General features: G+C 66.9%; 14 protein-coding genes. 9 read left to right on the top strand and 5 right to left on the bottom strand.

The features are described from left to right. The first annotated feature begins 46 nt into the window (after nt 1-46). The gene (locus tag ABFX45_RS30070; protein WP_109638621.1) at nt 47-934 is read left to right on the top strand and encodes a LysR family transcriptional regulator; all 888 of its coding nucleotides are present in this window, start codon (nt 47-49) and stop codon (nt 932-934) included. Here ABFX45_RS30070 and ABFX45_RS30075 read toward each other — a convergent pair. Further along, nucleotides 837-1700 (bottom strand): EamA family transporter, encoded by an 864-nt coding sequence (locus ABFX45_RS30075; RefSeq protein WP_346133539.1) that lies wholly within the window; start codon nt 1698-1700, stop codon nt 837-839. The two genes, ABFX45_RS30070 and ABFX45_RS30075, sit on opposite strands and share 98 nt — an antisense overlap. 93 nt (nt 1701-1793) lie before the next feature. Between ABFX45_RS30075 and ABFX45_RS30080 the strand changes: the two genes are divergently transcribed. Then, the gene (locus ABFX45_RS30080) at nt 1794-2702 is read left to right on the top strand and encodes an RluA family pseudouridine synthase (protein ID WP_346133541.1); all 909 of its coding nucleotides are present in this window, start codon (nt 1794-1796) and stop codon (nt 2700-2702) included. On the opposite strand, the gene ABFX45_RS30085 is transcribed toward ABFX45_RS30080, so the two are convergent. Next, on the bottom strand, nt 2697-3590 hold the full coding sequence (locus ABFX45_RS30085) for a phosphotransferase family protein (protein WP_346133543.1): 894 nt from the start codon (nt 3588-3590) through the stop codon (nt 2697-2699). The two genes, ABFX45_RS30080 and ABFX45_RS30085, sit on opposite strands and share 6 nt — an antisense overlap. Continuing rightward, nucleotides 3590-6784, bottom strand: coding sequence for a GH92 family glycosyl hydrolase (locus tag ABFX45_RS30090; RefSeq protein WP_346133545.1), 3195 nt, complete (start codon nt 6782-6784; stop codon nt 3590-3592). Before ABFX45_RS30090 ends, ABFX45_RS30085 begins: the two co-directional genes overlap by 1 nt. Before the next feature lie 53 nt (nt 6785-6837). Here ABFX45_RS30090 and ABFX45_RS30095 point away from each other — a divergent pair, with 53 nt between their 5' ends. The 5 genes from ABFX45_RS30095 (at nt 6838) to ABFX45_RS30115 (ending at nt 11008) form a co-directional block, all read left to right on the top strand. After that, nucleotides 6838-8100 (top strand): BNR-4 repeat-containing protein, encoded by a 1263-nt coding sequence (locus ABFX45_RS30095; RefSeq protein WP_109638616.1) that lies wholly within the window; start codon nt 6838-6840, stop codon nt 8098-8100. Between the two features lie 40 nt (nt 8101-8140). Next, nucleotides 8141-8524: a VOC family protein gene (locus tag ABFX45_RS30100; RefSeq protein ID WP_109638615.1), complete on the top strand. Its 384-nt coding sequence runs from the start codon at nt 8141-8143 to the stop codon at nt 8522-8524. Nucleotides 8525-8622: 98 nt separating this feature from the next. Further along, complete coding sequence (locus ABFX45_RS30105) at nt 8623-9312, top strand: chitinase (protein ID WP_109638614.1); 690 nt, start codon at nt 8623-8625, stop codon at nt 9310-9312. Between the two features lie 104 nt (nt 9313-9416). Further along, entirely contained in the window at nt 9417-10478 is a 1062-nt protein-coding gene (locus ABFX45_RS30110) for a glycoside hydrolase family 19 protein (protein WP_428834202.1), read from the top strand. A 38-nt stretch (nt 10479-10516) separates the two neighbouring features. Then, entirely contained in the window at nt 10517-11008 is a 492-nt protein-coding gene (locus tag ABFX45_RS30115) for a DinB family protein (RefSeq protein ID WP_346133547.1), read from the top strand. Here ABFX45_RS30115 and ABFX45_RS30120 read toward each other — a convergent pair. Continuing rightward, a complete protein-coding gene (locus ABFX45_RS30120) occupies nt 11005-11250 on the bottom strand; it encodes a mycoredoxin (protein WP_109638611.1) in 246 nt (81 codons plus the stop codon). The two genes, ABFX45_RS30115 and ABFX45_RS30120, sit on opposite strands and share 4 nt — an antisense overlap. Nucleotides 11251-11333: 83 nt before the next feature. After that, entirely contained in the window at nt 11334-12452 is a 1119-nt protein-coding gene (locus tag ABFX45_RS30125) for a DUF2341 domain-containing protein (RefSeq protein WP_346133549.1), read from the bottom strand. Nucleotides 12453-12758: 306 nt separating this feature from the next. On the opposite strand from ABFX45_RS30125, the gene ABFX45_RS30130 reads away from it, so the two are divergent. Together ABFX45_RS30130 and ABFX45_RS30135 are read left to right on the top strand one after the other, a co-directional pair. Then, nucleotides 12759-13379 (top strand): DUF4360 domain-containing protein, encoded by a 621-nt coding sequence (locus ABFX45_RS30130; RefSeq protein ID WP_112228187.1) that lies wholly within the window; start codon nt 12759-12761, stop codon nt 13377-13379. A 58-nt stretch (nt 13380-13437) separates the two neighbouring features. Continuing rightward, nucleotides 13438-14085 (top strand): DUF4360 domain-containing protein, encoded by a 648-nt coding sequence (locus tag ABFX45_RS30135; protein ID WP_346133551.1) that lies wholly within the window; start codon nt 13438-13440, stop codon nt 14083-14085. Nucleotides 14086-14135 lie beyond the last annotated feature (50 nt).

Genomic DNA, 14135 nt, shown 5'->3' on the forward strand with positions numbered 1-14135 from the left:
CGCGTTCTCAGGGGGCGGTAGCGGCACCATATCGGATAATGATCCGATGTTCGACCTCCATCGGCTCCGGTTGCTGCGCGAGCTTTCCCAGCGGGGCACGCTGGCGGCCGTCGCCCAGGCGCTGAACTACAGCCCCTCGTCGGTCTCGCAGCAGCTGTCGTTGCTGGAGACCGAGGTCGGGGTGCCGCTGCTCGAGCCGGTCGGACGGCGAGTGCGCCTCACCCCGCAGGCAGAGATCCTGGTGCGCCACACCGAGGAGGTTCTCGCCCGTCTGGAACAGGCGGAGTCGGAGGTCGCCGCCTCACTGCACGAGATCACCGGGACGCTGCGGGTCGCGACGTTCCAGACCGCGGCGCTCGCGCTGATCCCGGCGACCCTGGCGCGCATGCGCGACGAGCACCCGTCACTGCGGATCGAGTTCCAGGTCCTCGATCCGGCGGAAGCGCTTTCCGGGTTGAACGCCAGGGACTTCGACCTCGTCTTCCTCGAGGAGTGGCCCGACCAGCCGGAGCCCCGGTTCGCGGGCCTCGAGTACCGGGAGCTGTACCGGGACCCGATCCGGCTGGCCGTCCCGCGTGGACTGTCGATGGCCGAGATCGGCTCCCATCCGTGGATCATGGAACCCGCCGGCTACCCGCAGCGGACCTACAACGTGAACTGGTGCCGCCGCAACGGCTACGAGCCGGACGTGCGCTTCTCCTCGACCGACGTGCTCGTGAAACTGCGGTTCGTGGAACGCGGTCTCGCGGTCTCGCTGCTGCCGGACCTGGTCTGGTACGAGCGCGAGGTCACCGTCGACCTGCACGAGCTGCCGGTTTCCCAGTCGCGGCTGCTGTTCACTGCGGCACGGGCAGGACGAGGTCAGCATCCCGCCGTACAGGCGTTTCGGGAGGCGCTGGCGCTTTCCGTCGCGCTGCTCCAACCCCAGCGGTGATGACCAACCCGATGGCGCACAACGAGATCACGCTCAGGTGCTGGCCGAGCAGCACCGCGCCTGCCAGCGCGGCGGCCGCGGGTTCCAGTGCCAGCACGACACCGAACGTACTGGCCTGCAACGTCTTGAGCGCCCTGATCTCCAGCGTGTACGGAATCGCGGACGCCAGCAACGCGACCAGCGTGCCCAGCAACAGGATCTTGGGCTCGAACAGCGTGGTACCCGCGGTGGAGAGCCCGTACGGCAGCGTGAGCGCCGCCGCGATCAGGCTCGCCCCGGCGAGACCGCCGGTGCCGAGTCCTTCGGTCGCGAGCTTGCGCCCGGCCAGCACGTAGCAGGCCCAGAACGCGGCCGCGAGCAGGGCGAGCACGACACCGATCAGGTCCAGGCGCGCCCCGGTGTACTCGCGCACCCCGAGGATCACCACACCGACGAGCGCCAGCCCGACCCACACGAAGTCCCTGGCTCTCCTGCTCAGGATCGCCGCCAGCCCCAGCGGCCCGAGGAACTCGATCGTCACCGCCACGCCGAGCGGAATCCGGTCGAGCGCCAGGTAGAACGTGCCGTTCATGCCCGCCATGGTCAGGCCGAGCACGATCGTCTCCTGCCGGAACTTCGGCCTCACGACGACGGCCAGCATCAGCGCCGAGATGCCCAGCCGCAACGCCGTCGCCCCCGGTGCGCCGATCTGCCCGAAGAGCTGACTGGCGAACGCCGCGCCGAACTGCAGTGAGATGACCGAACCGAGGACCAGGAAGACAGCCATGCGTACAGCCTCGGTGACCAGGTCTCTTCGGTACAGCGAATGTTTTCGAGCGATATCGTTCGGTTTTTCCGACCATTTAGACTGACGGGTGCGATGAGACTCAAACCCTCCTCCCCTCTCCCCCAGCGCAACGGCCTGGACGCAGCGCGGCTGAAGCTGCCCGCGGCAGGCTCCTGGCCGTCCCTGCGCGACCACCTGGTCGAACGCCTGCCGCGGGTGGCCCCGGAGCGGATCGAGGAGATGCTGCGCGAGGAGCGCATCTGGACCGTCTCCGGCCCGCTCGGCATCGACGCGCCGTTCGTGCCCGACAGCTACATCTGGTTCCACCGCGACCTGCCGATCGAGGTGCCCGTCCCGTTCGAGGTGGGCGTGGTCCACCAGGACGACGACATCGTGGTGGCCGACAAGCCCCACTTCCTCGCCACCATCCCGCGCGGCCAGCACATCATGCAGACCGCGCTGGTCCGCCTTCGCGACTCACTGGGCCTGCCCGACCTCTCCCCCGCGCACCGCCTGGACCGCGTCACCGCCGGCCTGGTGTTCTTCGTGGTGCGCCGCGAGCTGCGCGGCAAGTACCAGACGATGTTCCGCGACCGGTTGGTGCGCAAGGAGTACGAGGCGATCGCGGGCTACGACCCCGCGCTGGAGCTGCCGCGGGTCGTGCGCTCGCGGATCATCAAGGAACGCGGCATCATCACCGCGTCCGAGGTCGACGGCGAGCCGAACGCCGAGACGCACGTGTCCCTGGTGGAGCACCGGAACGGCTTGGGCCGCTACCACTTGAAGCCGCTGACCGGCCGCACCCACCAGCTGCGCCTGCACATGTCCGGCCTGGGCGTGCCGATCGTGAACGACGACTTCTACCCCGTGCTCCGGGAACGCCCGCTGGACGACTTCTCCTCGCCTCTGCAGCTCCTCGCCCGCACCTTGTCCTTTGTGGACCCCATCACGGGCGATGAGCGTTCGTTCACGTCAGGGCTGAAGCTGTCCGCCTGGTCATGAGATGTGCGTGCGCCGGGTCGCGATCGGCTGCGGCTCCCAGATCCGGTTCATGCGCTCGAGCAACCGCCGGGCGAGCGCGCTCATCGCGGGATGGGTCTCGGTGAACCCCGCCACCACCCGCGCCCGGAACATCAACCGGCCGCGTGCGGTCGTGCTGTACCAGAACCAGTCCTCGTCGACGACCCTGGCGAGGTGGTCGGTGCCGTCCCGCTCGGCCCGCTGCACCAGCGCGTCACCCTGCACCAGCCACCGCACGCAGGCGTCCTCCAGCGGCTCGGCTCTGCCGCGTTCGGAGAAGTAGGCCTGCTCGGCGGCCTCCCGCAGCTCTTTCGGGGTCTCGGACACGGTCGCGCAGGTCGGAAAACCCATCCGCAGGTACACCAGCTCGGTGAGCCCGTCGCCGAGCATCGCACCTTCGAGGTCGACGAACCGGGCTCCGCTTTCGGTGTACATGTCGTTGCCAGGACACGGGTCGCCGTGCAGGAGGTCGAACTTGCCGGTGTCGGTGAAGGTGAGCTCGGTCTCCGCGTCCCCGATCTCGACGTCCAGCGCGCGCACGAACCGCAGGAACGGCTCCGGATCGGGAACCTCCTGGCGCGGCAGGGCTCCGGCGTGCTCGGGACCAGTGGCCTGGTGCAGCCGGGCGAGGCCGCGGGCGTAGTCGATCACCCAGTCGTCGTCGAACGGATGAGACGGCAGCCGCTCCATCACGACCGTCCGGGTGTCCGGGTCGACGTCGAGGACGCGCGGCACCATTCCGGTGTGTTCGGCCAGCCGCAGCGCGGTGACCTCGCGGGTGAAGGCGGCCGCATCGCCGATGACCTGCTTGACGATGCGGTCGCCGTCGGCCCAGACGCGGGACCGCACTCCGCTTTTCAGTCGCTCCATCAGGCCAGTGTGAGCGCGTACAGCTCCACTCGCGGGTCGTTCGGCAAAGTCACCGAGCGGACCGTCTTGGCCGCGTCCAGCCGCAACGACTGCCCGAACAGCCGGACCGGCGGCCCGTCTACACCCTGCCCGGCCTTGATCCGGTGCGGCATCTCCAGCACCACCGGGCCACCGGCCGCCCAGTCCGGCACCGAAGCGGTCACCTCGGCCGAGGTGCCGTCCGTGTACCAGACGGTGAAGGACGTGGACACCGGCCCGTTGTGCGACGCACCGACCACGTGCAGCCAGGAGAACTGCCCGGCGGGCAGCAACAGTCCCTGCCCGCGTGCCTCGACGAAGTTCGCCGCGGTCCCGGTGGGATCAGGCGCCTGGTAGGTGATCCCGCCCCACGTGACAGGACCGGCGGCAGGCAACAACGCCGCGTCGTAACTCCAGCCACCACCGTCGAAGTTCCCGGAAGCGGAGTCAGCCACCGTGGCCGTGCCGTCGTGGTTGCGCTCCGGTCCGACGTCCACCGCACACGTCGAGAAGGCGCACACCGCCGCCGGCTTCACCTCGACGACGGCCTTCACCGCAACGGACTCGACCTTCACCGAGATCTCGTACGACCCCGGAGCCACCCCGGCGGGCACCGACACCGTCAACGGCACGGTCTTCTGCACCGGCAGATGTCGCGACACGATGACAACCGGCCGTGCTCCGCTCACCTTCCAGCCGGCCGGAGCGGTCACCTCGGGCCGGACGGTCGTGCCGGACGGCGACTGCGCCAGCACGTCGAGCTGCAAGGTCAGCGACTGCGCGGAATCCGATGTCGGCATCACGATCTCGCTGTTCCGCAACGACGCCGACAAGGCACGCCGCGAATCAACGTTGCCGTCGTTCAGCGAAGGCGGCTCGTCCGAACGACCGGTGCCCCAGGACGAAGGCCGCGAGGACACCTCGTACGCCAGCTTTCCGCCGCGTGCCAAGGAAGACCACGACAGCCAGGTCTTGTGCACATCACGGCCGTTCAGCGAGGCACTGCGGACGTACCGCACCGAATCCGAGACACCAGGCGCCGAGACCGTCAACGTACCGCCCTGCGAGCCGTACTGTCCGATCCGGACGGTCGCGGACGGGAACTGCGGCGACGACAGCGCGAAGAAGTCCGAACCGTTGAAGGTCGGGTACATGCCCAGCGACGAGAAGACGTACCAGGCCGACATCGTGCCCAGGTCGTCGTTGCCGGTCATGCCGTCCGGGCCGGTCGTGAACAACGTCATCGCGGCCCGCACGACCGTCGCGGTCTTCCACGGCGTGCCCGTCCACAGGTACATGTAGGGCGCGAGCAGGTCGGGTTCGTTGTTCGGGTTGTAGGTCGGTTTGCCGTAGTAGTCGTACGGTTCGGTGATCCAGTCGTGGCGCGCGGTGCCGGCGGGGTCCACGAGGAGCTTCTCGTAGGCGAAGAACGCGTCGAGGCGTTTCTCCGTCTCGCGGCGGCCGCCCATCAGCGACACCAGACCGGCCGGATCCTGCGGCACGAGCCACTGGTACTGGTAGGCGCCGCCCTCGTGGAACTGGTGCGCCGCGTCGACCGGGTTGTACGGCGACAGCCAGGTGCCGGCGACGGTGCGGGGCCGGAAGTGACCGGTGGAGGAGTCCCACAGGTTTCGGTACCACTGGCCACGATCAGCGAACAGGCGCGCGTCGGAGCGATGACCCAGACCGCGTGCCATCAGCGCCAGCGACGCGTCCGCCGCCGAGTACTCCAGCGTGGCCGAGGCCGGGTGCACGCAGTCGTTGTCGCCGCCCTTGTGCGCGCAGTCCGTGCCCAGCTTCAAGCCGGACGGGATGTAGCCGCGGTCCGAGTAGTAGTTGACGCCGGACCGTCCGTTGTAGGGAGAGTCGGCGGGAGGCAGCGACAAAGCGTTGGCGCGCAACAGCTGGTACGTCTCTTCCTCGTACCCGCGCAGCAACCCCTTCGACCAGGCCTCGACCAGGAACGGCGTGACCGGGTCACCGGTCATGATGTTGGTCTCGGACGAGGCCAACGCCCAGCGCGGCAACCATCCCCCGTCCCTGCCACTGGCCACAACGGACAGTGCGACGTCACGGGCCACACGGGGTTCCAGGATCTGCAACAGCTGGTTCTGTGGTCTGTACGTGTCCCACAGCGAGAAGTTCTGGTACGGCGTGTAGCCAGAAGCCGTGCGTACCCGGCCGTCGAAGCCCATGTACTTGCCGTCCACGTCACCGGCGAGATTCGGATGCAGCACCGAGTGGTACAACGCGGTGTAGAAGGCGACCTGCCGGTCCCGCGACCCGCCGGACACCCGCACCGCGTCCAGCTGTTTCTTCCACACGTCCCTGGCCGCGGTCACCACACCGTCGAAGTCGTGGGAAGGAGCCTCCGCCGCGAGGTTCTTCCGAGCGCCTTCCAGCCCGGTGTAGGACAGGCCGATCTTCAGCACCACATCGCGGTCCGCCGTTGCGTCGAACGTGACCCACGCGCCGTTGCCACCGGTTCCGGCCGCGTCACGGGCACCCGGCGTGGGAACGCTCCCTCGCCACGCGCCAAAGGAGGCGAACGGCCGGTCGAACGACGCCGTGAAGTAGACGGTGTGCTCGTCCTTGCCCGCGCAGAACCGGCCGTTGCGCACCCGGCCCTCGATCGTCCGGTCACCGACGACGTGGATCTCGGAGTCGAGCACCGTCTGGTTCGAACGCCCGGTGTTGAACAGGACGTTGGCAGCGGCCGACGACGGGAACGTGTAGCGCTGCCAACCGGTTCTCGGAGTGGCCGTGAGCTCGGCGTTCACCCCGTACCGGGACAGCCCGACGCGGTAGTACCCGGGCTGCGCGGCCTCGTCCGAATGGCTGAAGGCCGACTTGTAAGCGTTGATGTCAACGTTGTCAACGGACCCGACTGTCGGCATCACCGGCAGCTCGCCCATGACGCCGCAGCCCACGCCCGACAGGTGTGTCTGCGAGAAGCCGTAGATGGAGGTCGCCTTGTAGTCGTAGCCGCCCTGTCCTCCCGTATCAGGGCTGACCTGCACCATTCCGAACGGGACCGATGCTCCCGGGAACGTGTTGCCGAAGTTCTGCGTACCCACGAAGGGGTTCACCAAGGACGAGGGGTCTGCGTCAGCCTGTGCCGCTTGAGCAGGAACTGTCAGACCCAGTAACAGCCCGGCTACAACCAGTGTCCGCATGAAAGGCAGTATTGTCCGATCGTCGCCGCCCCGACACCCATCGGAGGTCGGCGATGCGCGCATTGGCCGCAACGCTGCTGCTAATCGGGATTTTCACCCTACCGGCGCAAGCCGCACCCACCCTGGACACCGTCACGACGACCTCCGTCTACGGCTGCCTGCGCACCAACGGCGCGGGTGTGTACGACGCGACGGTCAACAAGACCTTCGTGACGTACTCGGGCACGAGGCACGACATCTACGTGAAGGCGTTCGACCACGGCACGAACACGTGGTCGGCGGCGGTGAAGGTCGCCGCGCTGAACCTGACGCACGACAACGCCTACCACGACTACCCGGTGCTCACGCAGCTCGGCGACGGCAGGCTCGCGGTCTTCCGCGCCACGCACACGACGTCGCTGCAGCTCTACACCGCGCCGGCGCCGCGGTCGATCACCGGCACGTGGACCGCCCGCACGATCTCCACGGACAGGAACACCTACCCCGAGCCGGTCGTCACCGGAAACACGATTCACCTGTTCTACAGCCACAACACGGACCTGTCGCACCCGTACCGCACCTACAAGATGATCAAGTCGACGGATCACGGCAGGACCTGGTCCGCACCGCGCACGATCATCGACTCGGGCCGGACAGCAGACCGGTACGCCGAGGTGTACGCGTTCGGCGTGACACAGCGGAACGGCCGCATCTACCTGACCTGGTCGATGCACGGCGGCCCGAAGGGACACAACGGCGGCGGCAAGAACATCTACGTCGCCTACCTCGACACGGCTTCCGGCGGCATGCACACCGCCGGCGGCGCGACGCTCGGCACCGTCGTCGACGCGGCCGACCTCGACAAGACGCGGGTCGTGACGACGAACCCGGCGGATCTGCCGGCGGGCAAGACGTTGCCGGAGGAGAACCCGGTGACCGTGCCGCTCGGCGACGGCTCGCTCGTGCTGGGCTATGGCGTGCACACCAGCAGCAGCGCCAAGATCGTGCTCGCCCGTTTCGCGAACAACACCTGGACCTCCACGACCGTCGACACCTCGACCTCGTTGTTCAAGGACCTCGTCGCGATCGGCACCGGCGTCGACTTCTCCTACGCCAGCGCGGATCGCAAGCGGCTCCTCGTGAAGTCCTGGACGCCCGGTGGTTCCGCCACCGCCAAACACGACCTCGTGGTGCCGTACTCGGCCGGCGCCGACACGACGTTCTACGCGAACTTCGTGGAGAACCGGCCGAGCGACCTGGTCGCGAACACGATCGATCACGAGACCCGCAAGACCAACCACACGGGCAAGTGGCCGGTGTTCTCGCTCCGCGGCTGACCGCAGGACAAGGGCATGACACCTGGAGTAAGCAGGTGTCATGCCCGTACAGCTCAACCACACCATCGTCCACGTCACCGACCAGGAGCGTTCGGCGCGCTTCCTCACCGCGCTTCTCGGCCTGCCGGAGCCGGTCCGCTTCGGGCCGTTCCTCGTCGTCGAGGTCGCGAACGGCGTCTCGCTCGACTACCTCACCAGCCAGGGCCCGATCACGTCGCAGCACTACGCGTTCCTGGTGACCGAGGAGGAGTTCGACCAGATCTTCGGCCGCATCCAGGAACGCGGCCTCGACTTCTGGGCCGACCCGTTCCACAGCAAGCCGGGCCAGATCAACCGCAACGACGGCGGTCGCGGCGTCTACTGGGACGACCCCGACGGCCACGCGCTGGAGATCATCACCAGGCCTTACGGTTCCGGTTCCTAAAAGGTATAGACCACCTCTTGTGCTCGGGGTGCCCGGCCTGCCACCGTGAGAGCGGTAACTCACAGTGGGCGCGCAGATGCTCTGAGGAGTTGGTCCCCATGTCCGGAACACGCGCCGCCGCCCTGATCGTCGCGCTGCTCGGCGTCTTCACGCTCGTGCAGCCGGCGACGGCGGCGCCGTTCATCGTCACCGAAGCGCAGTTCAACCGCATGTTCCCGTCCCGCAACGGCTTCTACACCTACAGCGGCCTGAAGAACGCGATGGCCACGTTCGGCTCGTTCGCGAACCAGGGCAGCGACACGGTGAAGAAGCAGGAGCTCGCGGCGTTCCTCGCCAACGTCTCCCATGAGACCGGAGGTCTCGTGTACATCGAGGAGATCAACAAGGACGGCGACTACTGCGACGAGAGCAAACCGTACGGCTGCCCGGCCGGGGTGAAGCAGTACTACGGCCGCGGCCCGATCCAGCTGTCGTGGAACTTCAACTACAAGGCGGCAGGCGACTACCTCGGCGTGGACCTGTTGCGCACGCCGAGCCGGGTGGCCCGCGACGCGACCATCTCGTGGCGAACCGCGATCTGGTACTGGATGACGCAGAACGGGCCAGGCACGATGACCCCGCACAACGCCATGGTCAACTCACGCGGCTTCGGCCAGACGATCCGCAGCATCAACGGATCCCTGGAGTGCGGCGGGAAGAACCCCGGCGCCGTCGAGAGCCGCGTGTCGAAGTACCGCCAGTTCACCGGGATCATCGGCGTCGCACCCGGCGGCAACCTCTACTGTTGACAGAACAGGTCTAGACCCTTGACTGGTCTGGACCAATGGTGCCAATCTCAGCGGTGTTCACATCCTTGATTCCTCGGGCGCGCAGACTCCAGGAGTGGGTGACCTTGCTGAGAAAACGCATCTTGGCGTCTATCGCGGCAGGTGTGATGGCGGCGGCGCTGGCCGTCATCACGCCCTCCGCTTCCTCACAGGCGGAAGTGTCCGCACAGGCGTGTACGTTCACCGACTGGGTGCAGGGTCAGTGGTACACGGCAGGTTCGATCGTGAGGTTCGAAGGCGCGTACTACATCGCCGAGCACGACAATCCCGGTTACAGCCCAACGGTTTCCACCTGGTACTGGGAACCCACGAACTGTGACGGAGGTGGTGGCGGCGGCACCTGCGCCTACCCCGACTGGGTGCAGGGACAGTGGTACACCGCCGGCTCCATCGTCAGGTTCGAAGGCGCGTACTACATCGCCGAGCACGACAATCCCGGTTACAGCCCGACGATTTCCACCTGGTACTGGGATCCGTACAACTGCAACGGCGGTGGCGGAGGTGGTGGCGGCGGCAGCTTCGTCGTCAGCGAAGCCCAGTTCAACCAGATGTTCCCGTCCCGCAACAGCTTCTACACCTACAGCGGCCTGGTCGAGGCGATGAGCGCGTTCCCCGCGTTCGCCAAGACGGGCAGCGACACCGTGAAGAAGCAGGAGGCGGCGGCGTTCCTCGCCAACGCCTCGCACGAGACCGGTGGGCTGGTGCACATCAGGGAGATCAACCAGGGCAACGACCTCTGCGACGAGAGCAGGCCCTACGGCTGCCCGGCCGGGACCTACGCCTACTACGGCCGCGGCCCGATCCAGCTGTCGTGGAACTTCAACTACAAGGCGGCCGGCGACTACCTCGGCATCAACCTGCTGGTCTCCCCGGACCAGGTCGCGACCGACGCCGCGATCTCGTGGAAGACGGCGCTCTGGTACTGGAACACGCAGACAGGGCCCGGCACCATGACCCCGCACAACGCCATGGTCAACGGCAACGGGTTCGGCGAGACGATCCGCAGCATCAACGGATCGCTCGAGTGCAACGGCGGCAACCCCGCCCAGGTGCAGAGCCGGGTCTCGAAGTACCAGCAGTTCACCGGCATTCTCGGAGTACCCACCGGTGCGAACCTGTACTGCTAGGACCGGAGCTGTCCTAATTCGGCCCTAACGTGCTCCGCATGACCTCGGAGCACGACGAACTGCTGCACATGCTGAACGAACAGCGCCGGATGCTCCGCATCACGATGCGGGGTCTGACCGCGGCCGACGCCGTCAAGCGCACCACGGTCAGCGAGCTCACCCTGGGCGGGGTGCTCAAGCACCTCACCCGGGGCGAGCTGGGCTACACCCACATCCTCACGGAACAGCCCGGCATGCCGGATGGCATCCTCGACACCGGTCAGTACGTCTGGGACGGCGACTCCTTCGAGGAGTTGCTCGCCGCGTACGCCGAGGCGGGACGCGCGACCGACGCGGCGGTGCGCGCCGCCGATCTCGACAAACTGGTCCCGATGCCACCGGCACCGTGGGATCCGAACCCGGAGCCGTGGACGATCCGGCGCATCGTGCTGCGCGTGTTCCAGGAGACCGCGCACCACTCCGGGCACGCGGACATCATCCGCGAGGCGCTGGACGGCGCTTCCACGACCGCCCAGCTCTTCTCGGACTAGGCCGCCAGCTGTTCCTTGACCTGACTCAGCGACGGGTTGGTGAGCGCTTTGCCGTTCGGGAAGTGGACGGTCGGCACCGTGCGGTTGCCGCCGTTCACGCTCATCACGAAGTCGGCCGCGCCGGGCGTCTCCTCGATGTTGATCTCGACGTACTCGATGCCCTCGCGGTCGAGCTGGTTCTTCAGGATCCGGCAGTAGCCGCACCACGAGGTCGAGTAGACGGTCAGCTGGTCGGGAGCCATCAGAGGCACTCCTCATCGAGGTTGGTCAACGTCATGAGTATCAACGCTCGACGAGGAGTGCTTCATCCCGGGTGCGGCCGAACTCACTTCTTGTGCTTGAGCAGCTTCGAGCCCGGCTTCTGCGACTCGAAGTCGAGCTTCGCCCAGTTCTTGTCCTTCGGCACGGACAGGATCCGCGCCTCGTCGAGCAGGCCGTCGAACGAGCGTTTGCGACTGTTGCTGCCGGGCGTCTTCTCGTTGTTGCCGATCGTCACGGGCTCGGTGCCGGTGGTCTTCCACGCGTTGGTGTCGGTCTTGCCGACTTCGAGCTTGCCGTTGATGTAGTAGTAGGCGTTCGGCTTGTCGATGACGAAGACGAAGTGGTACCAGGTGTTGTTCTTGACCTTCGTGTAGGCGCCGGACGGCAGCGGGCACCAGTCGTAGTTGGCGACGTCGATGCACGGCTCGGTCTGGTCGCCCTCGCCGAAGTAGTGGATGCGGAAGCCCGTCTCCCCCTTTGAGAACATCGCGATGTACGCGGCCGGGTGCGTCTTCGCATTCGACCAGATCGAGAAGGTGCCCTTCGACGGCAGCGGGTTGAACAGGCCGCTCGACTCGCTGCCGGGCAGCAGCACGTACTCGCTGCGGGCCCTGCTCAGCGACAGCGCGTTGCCGACCACGCCGGCGCCGGTCGCGTCACCGGCGATGTTGACGCCCTTGCCGTTGAGGTTGCCCACCGAGTCGCGGTAGCCGGCGGCCGCGCCCTTCTCGGCGAGGTGGTGGGCGGTGATCCAGCCGTCTGCCTTCGGGAAGACCGCGGCGCCGTTGCTCTCCGATTTCGCCTCGGGGTTCCCCCACTTCAGCGTGACGGACTGGCTCGCGTTGTTGCCCTTCACGTCAGTGCGCACCCAGATCGCCGCCTGCCTGGCGCCCGCGTCCCACTTCTCGATCTCGTACGGCAGCGGTTTGCCCGCCGCGTCGTCGAACCTGATGTCCGCGCCGTCCGGCCTGGCCTGGCCGAAGTCGAAGTTCGTCGCGTCGAGCCTCACCGGCACCGGGAAGCCCTTGACGTCGCCCGCGACGTTCGCGCCCGCGGCCAACGTGTCGATGGTGATCTTGCGCTGGTGCGCCCATCCCGCCTGTGCCTGTGACGCCATCACGGGCAGCAGGAGGCCCGCGAGCAACGCGGCGGAGATGGTGAGAGTGCGCCCTGTCTTCTGCATGTGGTCCCTTTTGTCCGGGGCGGCGGACACCCCAGGTGTACTGGAAACCTTGTTGCCTGTCAGCCCCGCGTCACTCGAACGGCGTAGCGCGACACGATCGTCAGGCAATCGTCAGGTTAATTCGTCACACCGTGGGTGAGCATGGTTCGCGCACAGACCGAAATTTCGGCCGTGCAATTAGCCGTGCTTTCCTCAACGTATTGCCGAGCAATTCAGTCACCCATTCGGCGGCCCTTTTCCGACAAGGGCTTCCGATATCGTCTGACTTCCGCCGCCGGTACCACACTCCAGAAAGAAAGGCTCGCCATGCTGAAAATGGTGGCGGCTGCTGCCCTGGCGCTCTCCGCGGTCCTTACCGCGCCTGCCGCACACGCAGCACCCGACGTTCCCGATTTCGTCACGATCGACGTGGTCACCGTCAACGGATCCGGCTGTCCCGCGGGTACCGCCGCGGTCGCGGCCTCCGATGACCGCACCGCATTCACGGTCACCTACAGCGACTACCTCGCCCAAGCCGGACAAGGCGCAGCGCCGACAGACTTCCGAAAGAACTGCCAGCTCAACATCAGAGTGAGCTACCCGCAGGGCTTCACGTTCGGCATCGCCCAGGCGGACTACCGCGGGTTCATCCACCTCCAGGCCGGGGCGACGGGCACGGAAAGAGGGAACTACTACTTCCAGGGCATGTCGAACGGCGCGAGCCGCACGCACAACTTCACCGGCCCGAAGAGCGACAACTGGCAGGCGACCGACCGCGCCCAGGTGTCGGAAATCGTTTACGCGCCGTGCGGTGAAGTCCGGCACCTGAACATCAACACCGAGCTGCGGGTCAACGCGGGTTCGTCGAAGGCCGCGAGCTTCATGACGATGGATTCGACGGACAGCAGTGTGAGCACGAAGTACCAGTTCTCCTGGAAGCGCTGCTGATCCAGGCACCGATTGCCGCCGCCCGTTCATTGTTGAACTTCAGACGGAAAGGTGCCCCATGCTCACCACACTGGCCGCGGCCGCGTTCGCAGCGTCGACGATCATCATTCCGCCCGGAGGCGCCCCCGGCACCACGCCCCCGCCGGACATCATCACCATCGACGTCGTGACCATCAACGGGTCGGGCTGCAAGCCGGGTACGGCCGCGGTCGCCGTCAGCCCGGACAACAAGGCGTTCACCGTCACGTACAGCGAGTTCATGGCACAGGTCGGGCCGGAGGCGAAGCCGACCGACTTCCGCAAGAACTGCCAGCTGAACCTGCGCGTCAACGTGCCGTCCGGTTTCACCTACGGCATCGCGTCCACCGACTACCGCGGCTTCGCGCACCTCGAGCGCGGCGCCACGGCACTGGAGAAAGCCAACTACTACTTCCAGGGCATGTCGGAAACGCGGTACAAGCAGCACAACTACCGGGGTCCGTTCAGCGACGACTGGCAGGCGACCGACACGACCGACGTGGCGGCGATCGTCTACCACCCGTGCGGCGAGAAGCGGAACTTCAACATCAACACGGAGCTGCGCGTCAACGCGGGCACGTCGGACCCGAAGAAGGTCACGAGCTTCATCTCGATGGACTCCACCGACGGGTCGATCGAGACGACCTACCACTTCGCGTGGAAGACCTGCCCACCACCGAGGCCGTAGTCCCGGTGCCGGGCACTCCTCTCGAAAGGGGTGCCCGGCATCTCCCCGCC

It is taken from the genome of Lentzea roselyniae, from assembly GCF_039537795.1.
Classification (GTDB): domain Bacteria; phylum Actinomycetota; class Actinomycetes; order Mycobacteriales; family Pseudonocardiaceae; genus Lentzea; species Lentzea atacamensis.

Excerpts from the sequence above, each read along its gene's own strand:
- ABFX45_RS30115 (WP_346133547.1), top strand. The coding sequence starts at position 10,517 with ATGACCTCGGAGCACGACGAACTGCTGCACATGCTGAACGAACAGCGC.
- ABFX45_RS30130 (WP_112228187.1), top strand. The coding sequence starts at position 12,759 with ATGCTGAAAATGGTGGCGGCTGCTGCCCTGGCGCTCTCCGCGGTCCTT.
- ABFX45_RS30135 (WP_346133551.1), top strand. The coding sequence starts at position 13,438 with ATGCTCACCACACTGGCCGCGGCCGCGTTCGCAGCGTCGACGATCATC.
- ABFX45_RS30080 (WP_346133541.1), top strand. The coding sequence starts at position 1,794 with ATGAGACTCAAACCCTCCTCCCCTCTCCCCCAGCGCAACGGCCTGGAC.
- ABFX45_RS30120 (WP_109638611.1), bottom strand. The coding sequence starts at position 11,250 with ATGGCTCCCGACCAGCTGACCGTCTACTCGACCTCGTGGTGCGGCTAC.
- ABFX45_RS30075 (WP_346133539.1), bottom strand. The coding sequence starts at position 1,700 with ATGGCTGTCTTCCTGGTCCTCGGTTCGGTCATCTCACTGCAGTTCGGC.
- ABFX45_RS30090 (WP_346133545.1), bottom strand. The coding sequence starts at position 6,784 with ATGCGGACACTGGTTGTAGCCGGGCTGTTACTGGGTCTGACAGTTCCT.
- ABFX45_RS30105 (WP_109638614.1), top strand. The coding sequence starts at position 8,623 with ATGTCCGGAACACGCGCCGCCGCCCTGATCGTCGCGCTGCTCGGCGTC.
- ABFX45_RS30095 (WP_109638616.1), top strand. The coding sequence starts at position 6,838 with ATGCGCGCATTGGCCGCAACGCTGCTGCTAATCGGGATTTTCACCCTA.
- ABFX45_RS30070 (WP_109638621.1), top strand. The coding sequence starts at position 47 with ATGTTCGACCTCCATCGGCTCCGGTTGCTGCGCGAGCTTTCCCAGCGG.
- ABFX45_RS30100 (WP_109638615.1), top strand. The coding sequence starts at position 8,141 with ATGCCCGTACAGCTCAACCACACCATCGTCCACGTCACCGACCAGGAG.
- ABFX45_RS30125 (WP_346133549.1), bottom strand. The coding sequence starts at position 12,452 with ATGCAGAAGACAGGGCGCACTCTCACCATCTCCGCCGCGTTGCTCGCG.
- ABFX45_RS30085 (WP_346133543.1), bottom strand. The coding sequence starts at position 3,590 with ATGGAGCGACTGAAAAGCGGAGTGCGGTCCCGCGTCTGGGCCGACGGC.